Source organism: Sulfurimonas sp. HSL1-2, from assembly GCF_039645565.1.
Classification (GTDB): Bacteria; Campylobacterota; Campylobacteria; order Campylobacterales; family Sulfurimonadaceae; genus Thiomicrolovo; species Thiomicrolovo zhangzhouensis.
In genome coordinates this window covers 1,032,801-1,045,985 of record NZ_CP147914.1, presented here as the reverse complement: position 1 = coordinate 1,045,985, position 13,185 = coordinate 1,032,801, and the positions used below count along the sequence as shown (strand labels likewise).

At 54.9% G+C, this 13,185-nt stretch carries 16 protein-coding genes; 9 read left to right on the top strand and 7 right to left on the bottom strand.

Annotated features, from left to right (window positions below; genetic code table 11):
• The first annotated feature begins 130 nt into the window (after positions 1–130).
• Complete coding sequence (locus tag WCX18_RS05345; RefSeq protein ID WP_345986572.1) at positions 131–361, top strand: hypothetical protein; 231 nt, start codon at positions 131–133, stop codon at positions 359–361.
• A gap of 95 nt (positions 362–456) precedes the next feature.
• Here WCX18_RS05345 and WCX18_RS05340 read toward each other — a convergent pair whose 3' ends face one another.
• Entirely contained in the window at positions 457–843 is a 387-nt protein-coding gene (locus WCX18_RS05340) for a hypothetical protein (RefSeq protein ID WP_345990370.1), read from the bottom strand.
• Between the two features lie 41 nt (positions 844–884).
• Entirely contained in the window at positions 885–1,583 is a 699-nt protein-coding gene (locus tag WCX18_RS05335) for a DUF5671 domain-containing protein (protein ID WP_345990369.1), read from the bottom strand.
• Between the two features lie 159 nt (positions 1,584–1,742).
• Between WCX18_RS05335 and WCX18_RS05330 the strand changes: the two genes are divergently transcribed.
• Both WCX18_RS05330 and WCX18_RS05325 read left to right on the top strand, forming a co-directional pair.
• On the top strand, positions 1,743–2,429 hold the full coding sequence (locus WCX18_RS05330; protein WP_345990367.1) for a CDGSH iron-sulfur domain-containing protein: 687 nt from the start codon (positions 1,743–1,745) through the stop codon (positions 2,427–2,429).
• Between the two features lie 52 nt (positions 2,430–2,481).
• Positions 2,482–3,150, top strand: a complete 669-nt coding sequence (locus tag WCX18_RS05325) for a hemolysin III family protein (protein WP_345990768.1) — start codon at positions 2,482–2,484, stop codon at positions 3,148–3,150.
• A gap of 17 nt (positions 3,151–3,167) precedes the next feature.
• Here the strand turns inward: WCX18_RS05325 and WCX18_RS05320 are convergent, their stop codons facing one another.
• A complete protein-coding gene (locus WCX18_RS05320) occupies positions 3,168–3,515 on the bottom strand; it encodes a TraR/DksA C4-type zinc finger protein (protein ID WP_345990366.1) in 348 nt (115 codons plus the stop codon).
• A 143-nt stretch (positions 3,516–3,658) separates the two neighbouring features.
• Positions 3,659–4,114: a MarR family transcriptional regulator gene (locus WCX18_RS05315; protein WP_345990364.1), complete on the bottom strand. Its 456-nt coding sequence runs from the start codon at positions 4,112–4,114 to the stop codon at positions 3,659–3,661.
• Positions 4,115–4,199: 85 nt separating this feature from the next.
• On the opposite strand from WCX18_RS05315, the gene WCX18_RS05310 reads away from it, so the two are divergent.
• On the top strand, positions 4,200–4,502 hold the full coding sequence (locus WCX18_RS05310; protein ID WP_345990362.1) for a monooxygenase: 303 nt from the start codon (positions 4,200–4,202) through the stop codon (positions 4,500–4,502).
• A gap of 18 nt (positions 4,503–4,520) precedes the next feature.
• On the opposite strand, the gene WCX18_RS05305 is transcribed toward WCX18_RS05310, so the two are convergent.
• Positions 4,521–5,576, bottom strand: a complete 1,056-nt coding sequence (locus WCX18_RS05305) for a hypothetical protein (RefSeq protein WP_345990360.1) — start codon at positions 5,574–5,576, stop codon at positions 4,521–4,523.
• Between the two features lie 182 nt (positions 5,577–5,758).
• On the opposite strand from WCX18_RS05305, the gene WCX18_RS05300 reads away from it, so the two are divergent.
• Entirely contained in the window at positions 5,759–6,169 is a 411-nt protein-coding gene (locus WCX18_RS05300) for a DUF3617 family protein (protein ID WP_345990358.1), read from the top strand.
• Positions 6,170–6,311: 142 nt separating this feature from the next.
• Here WCX18_RS05300 and WCX18_RS05295 read toward each other — a convergent pair whose 3' ends face one another.
• On the bottom strand, positions 6,312–7,508 hold the full coding sequence (locus WCX18_RS05295) for an amidohydrolase family protein (protein WP_345990356.1): 1,197 nt from the start codon (positions 7,506–7,508) through the stop codon (positions 6,312–6,314).
• A 128-nt stretch (positions 7,509–7,636) separates the two neighbouring features.
• Between WCX18_RS05295 and creD the strand changes: the two genes are divergently transcribed.
• Positions 7,637–8,983: a cell envelope integrity protein CreD gene (gene creD / locus WCX18_RS05290; protein WP_345990766.1), complete on the top strand. Its 1,347-nt coding sequence runs from the start codon at positions 7,637–7,639 to the stop codon at positions 8,981–8,983.
• A 29-nt stretch (positions 8,984–9,012) separates the two neighbouring features.
• Here creD and WCX18_RS05285 read toward each other — a convergent pair whose 3' ends face one another.
• Positions 9,013–9,633, bottom strand: a complete 621-nt coding sequence (locus WCX18_RS05285; protein ID WP_345990354.1) for a hypothetical protein — start codon at positions 9,631–9,633, stop codon at positions 9,013–9,015.
• A gap of 185 nt (positions 9,634–9,818) precedes the next feature.
• On the opposite strand from WCX18_RS05285, the gene WCX18_RS05280 reads away from it, so the two are divergent.
• From WCX18_RS05280 to WCX18_RS05270, 3 genes are all read left to right on the top strand, one after another.
• Positions 9,819–10,736 carry a DUF3137 domain-containing protein gene (locus tag WCX18_RS05280; protein ID WP_345990352.1) on the top strand — a complete coding sequence of 306 codons (918 nt, stop codon included), beginning with the start codon at positions 9,819–9,821 and terminating at the stop codon, positions 10,734–10,736.
• 96 nt (positions 10,737–10,832) lie between these two features.
• The gene (locus WCX18_RS05275; RefSeq protein ID WP_345990350.1) at positions 10,833–11,903 is read left to right on the top strand and encodes an alkene reductase; all 1,071 of its coding nucleotides are present in this window, start codon (positions 10,833–10,835) and stop codon (positions 11,901–11,903) included.
• Between the two features lie 125 nt (positions 11,904–12,028).
• On the top strand, positions 12,029–13,183 hold the full coding sequence (locus WCX18_RS05270) for a DUF2235 domain-containing protein (RefSeq protein ID WP_345990348.1): 1,155 nt from the start codon (positions 12,029–12,031) through the stop codon (positions 13,181–13,183).
• The last annotated feature ends 2 nt before the right edge of the window (positions 13,184–13,185 follow it).

Below are 13,185 nucleotides of genomic sequence, written 5' to 3'. Positions count from 1 at the left end.
GAATCAACATAGTATTTCTAATATTTACGTTTTTATGTTTTTAATTATTTATTTTTACGGCTATAATGATTCCGGAAGTTTTGGGGAATCGATCAATCACGATACAACAATCGGTAACAAGGAGAGAGAAATGGCCATTAAGCTGATCAACAAATACCAGGCGTGGTGGGACGCCAGCACAAACTCCGGATTTTTCTGGTTTACCTATTTTGACGGCGTGCGTTCGAAGAGCATCTCCGTCAACGCCGAAAGTTTCGCAATCATCACGGATCTTCTGCGCAACGAGAAGCCGGTCTACGGTGACCATACAAAAGCGCTGGTCACGACACAGTCTGAAGAGGTAGGCGAAGAGGAGAGCTGACGCCCCTTCGCCCTATGAGACTGTACCGGCACACACACGCGTCCTGATGCCCCCTAAGCTTCGCCTTCATCCAGAGCAATTCCGAAAATATTGAGCTACTTTTTATAAGGCTCCAGTGCGAAACAGTACTCCCCTGCAGTGTGGGACCAGTTCCTGTCCCTTCCGTATCGGTTTATCCACGTTTCTTTGCTCTGTTTCGTATCAAATTCGGCACACAGTTCATACGATGATGACGCCGTGGTACGGTAACGGTAGCTTTTCAGGGTTTTGGGGTCTGCAATATCCAGGTCGCTGACCACGCCTTCCTGGAGGACATTGAGGTCCGCCGGAAGCTTTTTGTACCGTTCCCAGTAGCGGTCGATGCTCATGGCGATCTCCGCCAGATCCGCGATGCGCCGTTTATCGAGTTTCTGCGCCCGTTCCTTTGCGGGGGAGTCGATCATCACCATCCCCGCGACGATTGCGCCGATTACGATGGTCATCGACAAGAATATAAGAGACTTCCCCGTCACGTCGCCGCTTCTCATTGCTCCTTCTCCTCTTTGCGGAGATCCCACAGGTAATAGCCGAAGATCGTCCCGGCGATCACGGCGACGACGAGAAACTTCAGGAAGAAGCGCAGCGTCATCTCGCCGCCCAGCAGGTTGAACACCAGGACGGCCAGGTCGCCGACGATAAAGCCCGATACGATGAACAGCGTCACATAGGTGAGCCATTTCCGTATCTTTGACCCCCGACCCAGAGGATCGCGCCGGTAGGAGCGGCTGATGAGATAACTCATATAGAGGTAGAGCGGAAAAGCGATCAGCAGCATGGAGATATCCCAGCGAATGCTACGCTCGATCCACTCCTGCATATCCATACCGCCCGTCAATGCGGGATCAGGCAGCACCAGCGTAATGATGTTGAACAGCAGGCTCCCCAGGTTATAGGCGCTCATATAGAGTGCGGCAAAGAGCAGCAGATAGAGAAAGGCTTCCATCGCCGAGAGGTAGGGCTTCGGTTTCGGCACCGGGATCGGGAAATCGACGTCGGCGAACTTGCCCAGGCCGTGTGTCACCTCCTCCTGCATCCACCCGGCTTCAAGCAGGACCTTTTCGATCTCCGTGCGCGCCAGCCCTTTTTGCAAGGCCTCCCGGATAAAGTTGAGCAGTTCTTCAGAGACAGCGGCCATATCTTTGTTCTCCTTGATGACGGGGTCTATGTCATACGATTGTATCATAGTGCGTCAGGCATCGTTCCCCATTATGCTATAAGCGATCTTTATCCCCAACAATCAATCAGCCGACTCCTCATCTTTGCCACACCTGTCGCTGCAGAATCATCCGCGAAAACACCGGGAACCTCCAAAATATGCTAAAGTGTCTGCAGAAGGCTTGGTATGACGGAAACAGAACAGAGTATCACCATCGTCAAAAACGGACCATACATCGTACGGGGCAGTGTACCGCTTTCCGTGCAGAGTATCGGCGTAAACAACGAAGGCGAAGCCGTCAAATGGATCGAAGACAAACAGTATCCGCGCCAGGCCGTTTATAGCCTCTGCCGCTGCGGCCGGTCCCAAAAGCACCCCTTCTGCGACGGCAGCCATGCAAAGAGCGGTTTCAACGGCACGGAAACGGCCGAACGTCTGCCCATACTCGAACTTTCAAAGCGCTACGACGGCCCTGACATGTACCTGACCGACGCCAAATGTTTCTGCGCCCTCGCCCGCTTCTGCGACCCGCACGGCGGGGTCTGGAACCAGGTAAAAATGTCGGACGATCCGGAAATCAGGGCGGTATTTCTGCAGGAGGTGTGGGACTGCCCGGCCGGGCGGCTCGTGGCATGGGACAAACAGACGGGCCAACCCGTCGAACCGCATTTCGAACCCTCCATCGTTCTGATAGAAGATCCGAAAATGAAGTGCAGCGGTCCTATCTGGGTGCGCGGCGGCATCCCCGTGATCGGTGCGGACGGCTTCCCCTACGAGATCAGGAACCGCGTCACGCTCTGCCGCTGCGGTGCATCGTCCAACAAACCGTTCTGCGATGCGAAGCATCTGCCGATCCGTTTCAAGACGACCTGAACTGTGTAGCATTCTCGCTGCCAATGCGGCCGACATTGCAGTATAATGGTCGATATCCCTTGAACAAGGCGCACCCATCCGTACCGATATCAACGCTTTTTCCATTGCCGAAGAGATATGGCATGCCGTCACCCACGGGGTCGGTCTGCTGCTCAGTTCCGCGGCACTGGGCATCCTGACCCTCCTGGCTGCGCAGAGCGGCAGCGGCATCCGTCTTGCCGGTGCACTGGTCTTCGGTATCGCACTGATTATCATGTACGGCATCTCAACGCTCTACCATGCCGTCACCGCCCCAGCGTTCAAACGTATTCTGCAGCAGCTGGACCACTCGGCCATCTATCTGCTCATTGCCGGAACCTATACGCCCGTCGCCCTGATCGGCGTCCAGGGAGCCTTCGGCTGGGTCATCTTCGGCGTCGAATGGGCGGCAGCTGCATTCGGCATCGCGCTCAAAGTGGCATTCTACGGCCGGTACGAGAAGCTTTCGCTCGTCATGTACGCACTGATGGGGTGGCTGATCGTGATCGCTGCAGGGCCGATGTTCGCCCATGTTGATTCGCTGACGCTCTTCTTGCTGCTTGCCGGCGGACTTACCTACACGCTGGGCATCCTCTTTTATGTCTGGGACTCCCTGCATCTCAATCATGCCATCTGGCACCTCTTTGTCCTTGGGGGCAGCATCTTCCACTTTTTCGTCGTGCTCTCGCTCATACAGGGCTGAAGCAACGGACGGAAACCCTACGCTTCGGCCTCTCGTTGCGCTTTGATGACATAACGTGCATGGGGCAGCGCTTTGAGCCGTTCGAGGGGGATCTTCTTCCCGCTCGCTTCACAGATGCCGTAGGTCCCTTCTTTGATTTTGGATAGGGCATGGTTGACCTCGTCGAGTTCATGCCGCTGCTGTTTCAGCAGGGCCGTCTCATGACGGCTCTCATTCTGCAACATCACCCCGTCTTCCATATCCACCGAATCATCCGTCGTCGTAATCGCATCGTTCTCTTCCAACAGACGCGCGATGTTCGATTCCAGCTCCGCTTTCATTGCCAGCAGTTGCGATTCAAGTGCTTCTCTCTCCACCTTTTTCATCGTTTCTTCTCCCCGTTTTTTACTATGATATTGGCCGTAATGTAAAAGAATGGTTAAGAATAAAAACAAATATTTTTCGGCCGGTTTCGCTGTCCGCTCCACCATACCGGGACGATCCGGCTTACATTGCCGTAGAGAACCCGTCAACCTCTGCGATCGTTCCCATACTCCCCGCGCTCCAGATCCTCCAGAAAATGCAGAAGCGCCTCCTGGTTTCGCATAAACGTTTCAAAGGCTGCCGTTCCGAGGTACGCAGACATTTTCGACTCCGTCCGGGCAATCACATCTAACGCTACTCCCACCAGTGCTTCACCCCGCGGCGTCAGTACGACGACCTTCTCCTTCCGGTTGTCCGGACGCGTCTGCAGTTCGATGTACCCCGACACCGCCAGTTTCCCGACATGCTTATGCGCCGCCTGGCGCGTGCTCCCAAGTGCGCCTGCCAGTGCGCTGACACTCATCGGTTCTGCCTCTGCCAAATGGGCAAATATGCCGAGCAATGCGGGTGTAAGTTCCGTAAATCCCTCACGGTCTACGGCTGCAAGGATAATACGGTTGAATATGGTGCTGGATCTCAGTGCACTGAAACAGAAAGACATTGTAAACCTAGTTGACAAAAATTGATGGGTTGATTATACTTCCGCCAACCTGTCAGCAGGCTTCAACAATCAAAAAGGAAGTACTATGAATTTTCTTCTTCAAGTCGATTTTCCCTATGAGGGACCGTTCGGAGCGGAGATGAGCGAAGCGATGCGCCCTCTCGCGGAAGACATTGCGCAGGAGGAAGGAATGGTCTGGAAGATCTGGACCGAATCCGAAAGCGAAAAAATCGCAGGGGGAATCTACCTCTTCGACAACGAAGCGGATGCCCGCCGCTATCTTGAAAAACACGAGGCGCGCCTGACCTCGTTCGGCATTCAGAACATCCGCTCCGTTATCTTCCGGACCAATGATGTTCTGAGCAAAATAGACCGCGCGCCGCTTTAAGCGCGTACGCTTTTCTGTTTACTGCGCCTGCATCGGGCGCGGCTGCGTCACCGGCTTGAGCGTCTGTTCGACGGAGACCGTCGTATTCATACGGTTGTTACGGCGGTTCGTATCCTCGAAACGCGGCATATTCAGCGACGCAGTGATTTTCATGCCGTCTTTCAATGCAAGGTTCTCGAACGTATACGTCACCTTCCCGCCCGGTTTCGCCAGGCGTTTGCGCTCATCAAGACCGGCCAGCGTCACCCCGCCCCATGATTTGCCGTCGATCGTCAGCATCAGTGTCAGGGCATCCTTTCCTTTGCGCGCATAGACCTCATCGGCGATGGTGCCCTCACCGAAATTCTGAAGCGTCACAAAGAGTTTTCCGCTTCCCTTGCGCTGTCCCATCTGCAGGATGCCGAGGTCCATCGGTTTGGGCTGAAGCTCCTCGTCGACAAACTGCTGTTTGCCGGGGTAGGAGATCTTGACCTCGAACTCCGGTGCCAGCTGCGTATCGTAGTTGTGCAGGACGATGAAGTACATCCCCTGCGTCTCCATCAGCTCCATCTGGTCGATGTCGTAGTGCGGCGGCGTCGAACGGCCGTCGGCAAGCGTGACATGGGCATTTCCGCGGCGGTAATACGCCGGAAGCTTTTTCTTTTTCTTTTTGCCGAAGATGGAGTCTGAGAGCGTTTTAAGGCTTTTGTAGACGCCCCGGATCTCGTCACCGGCAATGTACTCGACCGGATTATATTTATTCGCTTTTTGCGCCCACTCCTGAAAGGTGCTCTTTTTCATCGGCTCTTTGCCGTTAAGAAAACGCGAATCGACAAACACCCAGCGGAAAGGGGAGTTCCGTTTTTGCTGGTCGACCTGCTCATGGGTGTAGTTCGTTATCTTGATGTCGAACGTCACCCGCCCCGGTTCGGTAACCTCTATGGGGTAAAAGACCGTGTAGGGATCACTGCGCTTTCCGTTGTATAACTGGACTTTTTTATGGAAAAGCCCGCCATTTTCATTTCCGGCTGCTCCGGCCGTGTTGGCGACCGCCAGCAGCATCACGGCTATCAGCGCCCATTTCATTTTCAGCATAGGAATCCTTTAAACGTTGGTTGACAGGCGGGTACGGTGCCGTACCAAACCGTCTGTATAAAGTAACCCTAACGCAAGTAACCTTAACAACATTACACATCGTCACACCGTTCAATGTTCGGTTTGCGATTGTCACAAAAATATATTACAATGGCCCGAAAATTAATGCACAAGGATGTTATATGCGATCGGTACTTACCGCCTTAATCTGTTCCGGATTCCTCTTCAGCGCCTGTTCTTCGGAACCGGCAGGACCGGACTTCAAAGAGGGAAAATGGTCCATCACCAGTAAAACGGAGATGCAGGGGATGCCGATGCAGATTCCGGCCACGACTTTCGAGCAGTGCCTGAGCGCGCAGGACCGCGTTCCGATGCAGAAGAACGACAATGACGGCTGTAAAGTGATGGAGCAGAAGGTTGACGGCGACACCGTTTCCTGGCGTTTCGAATGCGAAAATTCCAAAGGCGACGGCTCCATCACCTATACGGGCGAAAACTTCCAGGGAAAAATGAACATGCACACCGATACGGGCATGGGTGCCATGTCCATGACAACGACGATGATCGGCAAATACCTCGGCCCCTGCGAATAACCCTCCAGACCCGTTCCCGAATCCTCGTGTGGGAACGGGTTGATCCCCCATATCTTCCGTCCGACATTAGCACCAGCCTCTCTGTGTGAACATTATCCATCCGCGTTTTGCTAACGGTACGTCGATAGGTTTTGCCGAGCACTTATTGCCGCAGTACACGCCCTTCGCCGATAACGACGCGGGGGATGGCGCCGAGCATCATCGGCTCACGGTCCCATAACAACAGCGAGGCCCATTTGCCCGGCTCGATGGTGCCGAGCTCCGCGTCCATATCGATGGCACGGGCATTTTCCCGGGTAAGAAGGTTGATCGCATCCGTCGCATCGAGACCGGCGATCATAAAGTATTGCGACGCATCACGAAGGGTGTGTGCATGGATGACGGGATGATCGCTCATGACCGCCATCGGCACCTTTGCCCCGACCAGCTCGGAGACGTTCTTATACGAGGCGTGTTTGAGCTCGGTTTTATACCCGACGCTTCCCAACGGTCCAAAGACAACCGGGATTCCCGCCGCATCGAGGGCTTCGAAGATATGGCGGTGATGAATATCCATGCAATGCTCCGCGCTGGCGCGCAATCCGTACTTTTTGACCAACTCGATCAGATAAAGTGCATCGTCCTCTTTGTGGACGTGGATCTTGACGAGTTTGTTCCCCTGCAGCAGGTCCAGCAGCGCATGTTCCGTCGCAGTGAAGGCGGCATGGTAGTCCGCCTCGATCTGCTCATGTTTGAGGGCAAGGAGCTCTCCATCAGCGCTTTCGTCCAGCTCGAGCAGGGCGATATCGCGGGCAGTACGCACTTTTTTTTCCCGGGCCAGCAGCGTATCAAAACGCTCTTCAAGGAGTGCATTGACCCCCATGCGCGTATTGGGACGCGTTCCTTTCCACTGCCGCGTCGATGTCGGGTTGTAGCCCAGCGCCATCTTGTATCCCAGGTATTTAACCAGCGCACCATCGACGTTTGACGCAAAATGGCGTATGACGGTCGTCTTCCCGCCGATGACGTTGCCGCTGCCTGGGACGATGCAGCTGTAGAGCACGCCGAAATCAATGGCATATGTCAAAGCCGGATCATCCATATAAATGCTCTGCAGCGGCTCGTTCAACGGCTGGATCTGGTCAGTCATGTCGTTACCTTCGGCCTCTGAGGAGGGTTCGCCTTCCCGGAACATCCCGATATGGGAGTGCGGATCGACAAAGGCAGGAGTGACGATCCCTTCGAAATCGTACCGCTCCGCCCTCTCCGTCACGGCTTTGATGTGGTTGCCCTCGATATGGACATAACATGCTTCCCGGCGCGTGCGGCCGTCGTAGAGAACGTTGGCTTTAATGATCACGTTGACTCCTTTGTGCGTCATATGCAAGTGGCGTGCAAGCTGCACCGGTTTCGTTGCCACAAGTTTAAGGTTGTCTTCTATAGAATCATCCTACCCCAGAGGCACAACCTACCTGTGAAGGAGAGCGCATCGAAGCCAAAGACACTCCCCCGAAGCCCGGCATCAATTTCAGCAATTCCGCAACGCTCAAGATTATTACGATCGGCGTCATAATCCTGGTACTGCTGATCCCGCTGCTGATGGTCTCTTCCGTCATTGACGAACGCGAAACGCGGCGTGACGCCGTCGTTCAGGAGATCAATCAGAAATGGGGCAGCGATCAGACCATCACCGGTCCCTACTTCACTGTCCCTTACAACACGTTGGTCAAAGGTGAAAACGGGAAAACGGAACGTGTGATCCGGTACATCCACCTGCTTCCCAAACGGCTGAAAATTTCAGGCAACATCGACTCGCATATCCGGTACCGGAGCATCTATGAAGCCGTCTTGTACAACGCCCAAATTACACTGACGGGCAACTTTTCGCTCCCCGATCTGGAAATGCTGAACATCAACACAAAAGACATCCTTTGGGAAAACGCCATTCTTTCCGTCGGAATCACCGATATGAAAGGGATACAGGATGTCATCGACGTCACGTTTGACACCAAACACTACGCGCTCGATCCCGGTCTGAAAACAACCGATCTCGCCGCATCCGGCGTCAGCAGGATCATCCCGCTCTCCCCCGCGGACACGGATAACGCTTTCAGCCTGAAACTCAACCTCAACGGAAGCGAGCAGCTGCACTTCGTCCCCGTAGGCGAGCTCACCGAGATCAACCTGAAATCCGGCTGGCCTTCTCCGAGTTTCGACGGCGCATTCCTGCCCGTGTCAAGGAAGGTGACGGACGACGGCTTCTCCGCACACTGGAAACTACTTCATTTGAACCGAAACTTCCCACAGGTTTGGCTAGGGAACGCCTACACCCTCGAAGACGCTTCTTCGGGCGTCAGCCTCCTTATCACCGCCGACGTATACCAAAGGGCTACCCGTATGTCCAAATACGCCCTGATGTTCATCGTCTTTACCTTCGCGGCATTCTTTTTCTCTGACGTCCTGAGCAAAAAACGCATCCACCCGATCCAGTACCTGCTCATCGGCCTGGCCATTGTCCTGTTCTACGTCCTATTGCTCTCTGTCTCCGAACAGCTGAACTTCGATCTGGCCTATATTCTCTCTGCCGCGTCGATCACCCTCATGATTACGGCCTACTCCCATGGCATCGTCAGGAACAGATTCTTCACACGCATCGTTTTCGGTATTCTCGTCGTGCTTTACGCCTATCTCTATATCGTGCTACAGCTTGAAGACTATGCCCTTCTGATGGGCAGCCTCGGACTTCTAGGCGTCCTGGGGACGGTCATGTACATCACCCGTAACGTCGATTGGTACAACCTCGACGATTCCGAAGCAAACGTGCTGGGCAATTGAGCTATTGCCTTTAACAGGGCGGCTGCGCCCTACTCCCCCATCGTCATCATCAAAAAACCGGTAAACGCAGCGTTGTCTTTTCCCAGCGAAGGGTCCACGCGTTTTTTCATCTCGTTGAGCACTTTTGAATAGCCTTTATAAAAGGCGTACGCCGGGCGCGGCTTGTACACCAGTCCGCCTATTTCGAAGTGTTTGAGAATGTTCTTGGTCGTCGTCGGCTTGATGAAGAACGCCTTGCGGCGGTTGTAATAGTACGGCAGCATGGAAACCAGCGACCATTTCGCCAGCTTGTAATACGACAACACCTCAACAAGCCCCTCAAAACCCTCTTCTTCGTTACCGTGCAGCAGTTCGTACAGCGCGATGGAGAGCATATCTTTCTGCTCCGGGCTCATCTGTTTGACCATGTCGCGCACGCGCGGTTTCTCGAAAAAGGAGATCATGGAGGATTTGGAGACGATCTTTGCGAAATTGTCGCACACTTCGTCAGGCTGCCCAAAGGCGTTTTCGGCAAAAAGTGTTTCGACCTGTCGGCCGATCTCCTCGCTGTGATGCCGTTTGACAACGGGGAGAAGGGCTTCATCCCTGAAACCGCCGGGGTACATCGCGAAGAATTCCGCTTCGGCCGTTTTGAGTTTGTCGAGCTTCATAGGCTCTTTCCTCCCCTTACATCTGTTCTGCCCTATTATAACCCGTCGTCTTCGGCACCGCCCGTTCGTATGGCGTCATAATAGCGATTCCGCCAAAGCAGTATGTTCCGCAGAGCGGTGCGGCGGACCTTCGATATAATCTCCTATAAAAGATCTTGTTTAGATCGGTACAAAGGAGCGGCGATTTGAAGACATTGGCAGAACTGGAACGCGTCTTCGAGCAGGAGATCCGGCCGAACATCCCCTCCGAAGGCACTGTACCTGTCAATGGCACGCTCAAAGCCGCCCTCTTTACCACCCTTTTTGCGGTGACGGCCGTCCTGCTCCTCGCGGGAAAACCCAAGATCGCCCTCCTCGTACTGCTTTTTTTCGTACTGATATACAGCATCCTTGCTACCAGGCGGAAACCGGGAAGAAGCCGACGGACCCTTAAGAGCTTTCAGCGTCTCGTCGCCGCTCCGCTGCTCCGTGCATTTGATCCCGGACTGAAGTACAACCCCTACAGGGGCATCTCCTATCGCGACATCCTCGCATCGAAACTGGTGGATGATTTTCCCGCCAAGACCTATGAAGCCAACAACCTGCTTACCTATGACAATGACGGCCTCCCGGTCAGCATGTCGCACGTCATGCTCGAGCATCACGAAAAGGGGGAAAAAGTTCCGGTACTCGGTGGCCTGTTCGTCGTGACGGCGGCCCGCCGACCGGTAGCGGGAACAACGATCGTCTCCTTCGACCTGGCGGAAAAGCACCTCGGTTTTCTCGGTCACGGGCTGCAGCCAAAGCGGATGTACCGCGGACTGGAACAAATACGTCTTGACAGCAGCGGCTTTGAAAAAGAGTATGTCGTCCACGGAAGCGATCCCATCGAGGCCAACTTTCTGCTCTCGCATACCGTGATGGAAAAGCTCGAAGCGCTTATCAAGAAATACCGCGTTTTTCCCCGCATCGCTTTCGTCGGGGACACTATCTATATCGCCGTCCTAAACGGCGGTTTTTTCCAGCCTTTTTCATGGACCTTCAACGATCTGACCTACAGCATCAATGCGCTCAATTTCGCACGCGAGGCTGTCAAGGCAATTCATCATCACCACCGTCTCTAGCTTCGCATCTTTAATACCCCGAATTGCCGCCGGTTTTTAATAGAGCTGTTACACCCGTCATGAAATAATGGCCCATCACCACACAGGAGCACTACAATGGATCTCTTTTCACCGCTGAACGTCGGGAGCATCACCCTTCAAAACCGCATTGTTATGGCGCCGTTGACCCGCTGCCGCAGTGTAGAAGATCACCGGGCCAACGCCATGATGGCCGACTACTATGCCCAGCGGGCCTCTGCCGGGCTGATCATCAGCGAAGCGACCATGGTCTCCCCGATGGGAATAGGCTACCCCGCGACACCGGGCATCTATACGCCTGAACAGACGGAGTCATGGAAACAGGTGACACAGGCCGTGCATGCAAAAGGCGGGAAGCTCTATATGCAGCTGTGGCATGTGGGCCGGATCTCCCACCCCTCATTCCTGGGCGGCGAACTTCCCCTCGCCCCTTCGCCGGTCAAACCGGCAGGAGAGACCTACACCTTCGAAGGGATGCAGGAGTTTGTCACCCCGCGCCCCCTCGAAACAACGGAGATCCCGGAGATCGTCGCCCAGTTTGTCGCCGGGGCGAAAAACGCCATTGCCGCCGGGTGTGACGGCGTCGAGATCCACGGTGCCAACGGCTACCTTATCGACCAGTTCCTGCGCGACGGCACGAACAAGCGCGAAGATGCTTACGGCGGTTCCGTCGAAAACCGCAGCCGCTTCCTGCTCGAAATCGTTGAAGGCGTCAGCGCCGCCATCGGCGCCGACCGTACTGGTGTGCGGCTCTCCCCCAGCGGGACCTTTAACGACATGAGCGATTCCGATCCCCAGACGCTTTTTACCTACGTGCTCAACCGCCTGAGTGACCATCAGCTGGCGTACGTGCATATTGTCGATGCCCTGGAAGGCGATATCCGCCACGGGGCGAACGTCGTCGAACTTGCCGCTCTGCGCGACGCCTACAAGGGAGTGCTTATTACCTGCGGCGGCTATGACAAAGCCAGAGGCAATGCCGCCATCGCCGACGGACTCGCCGACGCCGTTGCTTACGGGATGCTCTACATCGCCAACCCCGACCTGCCGGAACGCTTCAAGACCGATGCACCGCTGAACGAACCGGACCCCGACACCTTCTACACCCAGGATGAAAAGGGCTACCTGGATTACCCGACACTCGGATAACGCACCAGGGCCACGCTCCTTTTTTCCCCTCCGACGGCGCTCCATACCGTCGTCGATCTCCCGTGAAGCATTATTAAATGTAAAATATTTTATGGTGTTATAAAGAGTTTCTACAAGGAGAGGCGATGATGCGGCTTGGCGTATTTTTTGACGGGACGGGTAACAATCTCTACAACGATGACCTCATCGGCGACGGGTCGCTGAGCAACGTCGCCAAACTCTACAAAGTCTACCGTGCCAGCGGCTACACCGCCTACTATTCCCAGGGGGTCGGCACGGGAAAATACAAACAGGGGCAAACCCTCTCTCCCAAGGCCGTCGAGGCGATACGGCAGCGGAAAAAGGCCAAAAACGACTATTACGACGCCCTCCACATGGCCTTCGGGGGTGATGCCAAAAGCTTCGTCAAACGCAAACTCAAAAAGGTCCGTTCGGCTGTACGGCAAAACGGCGGTGAGACCGTCATCATCGATGTCTTCGGTTTCAGCCGGGGTTCTGCCGAGGCGCGCGACTTCATCAACCGCGTCAATGCCGTTTACAAACACGATGCAAACGTCCGCGTCGGGTTTGTCGGCCTCTTCGATACAGTGGCGACAATAGGCCTTGCCAACGATGTCAACATCGGCTTTGACCTGAATCTCTCGAACGACTCGGCCCAAAAGATCGTTCACCTGACCGCCAAAGACGAACACCGCCACAACTTCCCGCTGGAGTCACTCAAGCGTGCGGACGGTACGACGGAGCCCAATACGGAAGAGATCGCCCTGCTGGGGGTTCATGCCGATATCGGCGGCGGATACGGAGAGCTTGACGACCGCCAGGATGTTCTCGTCAAAGGGTCGGAGTTTTACCAGGTCTATCCGAAACACAAGAAAGGCCAGGCAGAGCAGCAGGTTAATGCCTTGCAGCAGGAGGCCGAGGGGAAAGGCTATAAACTGCTCTATACGCTCACCCAGCTCCCCGCCCTCTCCGACTGGGCCCTGGATGCCTGTTTCATCGAACATGCACCGGTCGCCTACGGTCTTGGCAACAGCGCCCTGCAGCTGATGTATACGAAGGCTTCTGAACAGATACCCGCCCTTGCAGGGCTGGAGCTCCTGGGGCAGACGGCTGCCGGTCACAGCCTCTACGAAGCCCCGGCATCTCCTGACAAAAGCTACATGCACTTTTCCGCCGTCGGCGACCGCTATGCGCTCTCAACGAGCGACTGGATCACCAACCTCAAAAACCCCGGCGGCAAACGACGAATCTATTTCAACGATCCGCAGCAGGCTGTCTAGCG

Excerpts from the sequence above, each read along its gene's own strand:
- WCX18_RS05310 (WP_345990362.1), top strand. The coding sequence starts at position 4,200 with ATGAATTTTCTTCTTCAAGTCGATTTTCCCTATGAGGGACCGTTCGGA.
- WCX18_RS05315 (WP_345990364.1), bottom strand. The coding sequence starts at position 4,114 with ATGTCTTTCTGTTTCAGTGCACTGAGATCCAGCACCATATTCAACCGT.
- WCX18_RS05300 (WP_345990358.1), top strand. The coding sequence starts at position 5,759 with ATGCGATCGGTACTTACCGCCTTAATCTGTTCCGGATTCCTCTTCAGC.
- WCX18_RS05275 (WP_345990350.1), top strand. The coding sequence starts at position 10,833 with ATGGATCTCTTTTCACCGCTGAACGTCGGGAGCATCACCCTTCAAAAC.
- WCX18_RS05335 (WP_345990369.1), bottom strand. The coding sequence starts at position 1,583 with ATGATACAATCGTATGACATAGACCCCGTCATCAAGGAGAACAAAGAT.
- WCX18_RS05320 (WP_345990366.1), bottom strand. The coding sequence starts at position 3,515 with ATGAAAAAGGTGGAGAGAGAAGCACTTGAATCGCAACTGCTGGCAATG.
- WCX18_RS05305 (WP_345990360.1), bottom strand. The coding sequence starts at position 5,576 with ATGCTGAAAATGAAATGGGCGCTGATAGCCGTGATGCTGCTGGCGGTC.
- WCX18_RS05330 (WP_345990367.1), top strand. The coding sequence starts at position 1,743 with ATGACGGAAACAGAACAGAGTATCACCATCGTCAAAAACGGACCATAC.
- WCX18_RS05270 (WP_345990348.1), top strand. The coding sequence starts at position 12,029 with ATGATGCGGCTTGGCGTATTTTTTGACGGGACGGGTAACAATCTCTAC.
- WCX18_RS05345 (WP_345986572.1), top strand. The coding sequence starts at position 131 with ATGGCCATTAAGCTGATCAACAAATACCAGGCGTGGTGGGACGCCAGC.
- WCX18_RS05285 (WP_345990354.1), bottom strand. The coding sequence starts at position 9,633 with ATGAAGCTCGACAAACTCAAAACGGCCGAAGCGGAATTCTTCGCGATG.
- WCX18_RS05340 (WP_345990370.1), bottom strand. The coding sequence starts at position 843 with ATGACCATCGTAATCGGCGCAATCGTCGCGGGGATGGTGATGATCGAC.